Here is a 2,503-nt window from a genome sequence, read left to right on the forward strand (position 1 = left end):
AGGTTGCGGTCGTTGAAAAGCAGCCGCACGACGTTGCGATGCTCTACCATCGCTCCCTTCGGCTTGCCCGTCGATCCTGACGTGTAGATCACATACGCCAGATCGTTCGGTCCACTTGCGGCTGACGGGTTCGCGGTGTCACCCGCGTACAGCGACACATCCGCCAGGTCCAGCACGGTTCCTTCGTACTCTTGCGGCACTTCTGCTTCCCTGTATACGAGCAGCAGATCGGCGCCGCTGTCTTCCAGCATGTACGTGATCCGCTCCGCCGGATACGCCGGGTCGATCGGCAAGTATGCCCCGCCGGCCTTCAGAATCGCGAGAATCCCCACGATCATCTCCACCGAGCGCTCGGCCATGATCCCCACGATCCGCTCCGCTCCGACGCCGCGCAACCGCAGCTCATGCGCCAACTGGTTCGCCTTTGCGTTCAGCTCCCCATACGTCATTCGCTCAGAATCGAATACGACCGCCTCCGCTTCCGGCGTCCGCTCTGCCTGCTCCTCGAACAGCGCGCAGATCGTCTTGTCCTTCGGATACTCCGCCTTCGTGTCGTTCAACGTCTCCAGCAGCTGACGCTTCTCTTCTTCCCCGACCAGCTCGATCTCGTCCAGACGCATGTCCGGCCTTGCCGTTACTTGCTCCAGAATGATTTCCAAATGGCTGATCACTCGGTCAATGTTATCTCTGCCATGCTCCGACGCATTAAACCCGATTCTGATGCCGACTCGGCTCGAATTTACATGCATCGTCACACTTAACGAATAATTGGTATGCTCGAACATTCGAACATCCGTGATCTGAAAATCCTGATTCTCGGATTGCCCGCTTATTTCGTTGACTGCCGGATAGTTCTGGAAGACAAACAGGTGGTCGATCAAGTTTTGCTTCAGTTCCGATTGCCCTTGAACCTCTGCCAAAGAAATGTAATCGTATTTTTCCGAATCAAGTGCTCGTTGCTGTAACTGTTTAACCGTTTCGATGAACGTGTCCGCGCCTTCGTTCTGACCCAGTCGAACCGGCAACGTGTTGATAAACAGCCCTACCATGTTCTCGATTCCGTCAATTTCCGCAGGACGCCCCGACACGACCGCTCCGAACACCGCGTCATCAGCGTTGTTGTAACTTCGTAGCAACATACCCCATGCCGTCTGCATCATACTGTTCATCGTCACCTGATGGCGTTTGCTCAATTGTGTCAAACGCTCGGTCAATTTCTCCGAGAACGAATGATGCACTTCTTCAAGTACATACGACTCGTCTGTACGACTTCCACTTGCAGGGATCACCGCACACTGCTCGTATCCCGCCAAGTAATCTCTCCAGTAGCCTAGCGCTTCTTCACGATCCTGCTCTGCCAGCCAATCGATAAAGTGGATATAAGGCTTCGCGGCAGGCAAATCTATCGCTTTGCCGCTACAAAGCTGCGCGTACAGATAGAAAAACTCTTTCAAGACAATTCCCATGCACCAGCCGTCCATCAGAATATGATGGTGGCTCCATACGATCTCATATCGACTCTCTTCCGTTCTTAATACGGTTATCCGCACTAGCACATCTTTCGTGAGATCGAACCCTTGTTCCCGATCCGATTGTTTGAAGCGATCCACCCTGATCTTGATTTCCTCTTCCGTTAATCCCGTGTAGTCTTCGAAAACGATCGAAGGTTTGCGCTTTTTGAGCACGATCTGCAAAGGTCTTTCCAGTTCCTCGTACATAAACACCGTTCGAAAGATATCATGCCGTTCCATCAGAAGGGAAAGGCTCTTCTCCAGATTCGCTTCTTGCAGCGACCCTTGAATTACAATCGACAATTGATTGAAATACGCGGACGATTGCGGTTCCATTAACGCTTGGAACAGCATGCCCTCTTGCATCGGAGACATCGGATACATGGAAACCATCTCGCCGCTGCCGCTACTTGCCAACTGCTCGCGAATTTTATCGAATGTGACTAGCGGCATGGATACGTTGCCCACATCGCTCGGGGTCAGCACGCTCTCAGTTTGCTGCATGCAATGGTCGATGATCGAAAGCAGCTGCTTTTTGTAGTTGGCCAGCAATGCTAGCATCGTGCTTTCACGGTACTCCTGCTGGTCGTACGTCACGCTCAGCATCAGTTTTCCGTCCATTACGCTCCCTGTAATGTCTAGCGTATAAGCCCGTTCCGATTGCGGGCTCATCGACATCCCCGCAGAAAGACCGGACATCGATATGGCCCCGGTATTCATCTCCCGGTCCCATTGTCCCAAGTAGTTGAAGCTGATTTCCGGCGCTATTCCGCTTCCTAGGCCGCTTTTTTCCCTTGGCGTCAAATACTTCAGCGCGCCGTATCCCACGCCTTTGTTCGGAATCCGTCTCAGCTTCTCCTTGAACGATTTGATCCAGTAGGCTATCCCTTCCGCCTTCTTCAATTCGAAGACGACGGGATAGATGCTCGTAAACCAACCTACCGTTCTCGTCACGTCCACGTCACCCAATACTTCTTCCCGGCCGTGGCCTT

General features: G+C 52.9%; 1 protein-coding gene. It reads right to left on the reverse strand.

Annotated elements, in window-relative coordinates; translation table 11 throughout:
• On the reverse strand, positions 1-2,465 hold a 2,465-nt coding region (locus ACX1DY_RS31310; protein ID WP_458968027.1), incomplete at its 3' end, for a condensation domain-containing protein.
• Between the last annotated feature and the right edge of the window lie 38 nt (positions 2,466-2,503).

Source organism: Paenibacillus sp. BAC0078, assembly GCF_054483875.1.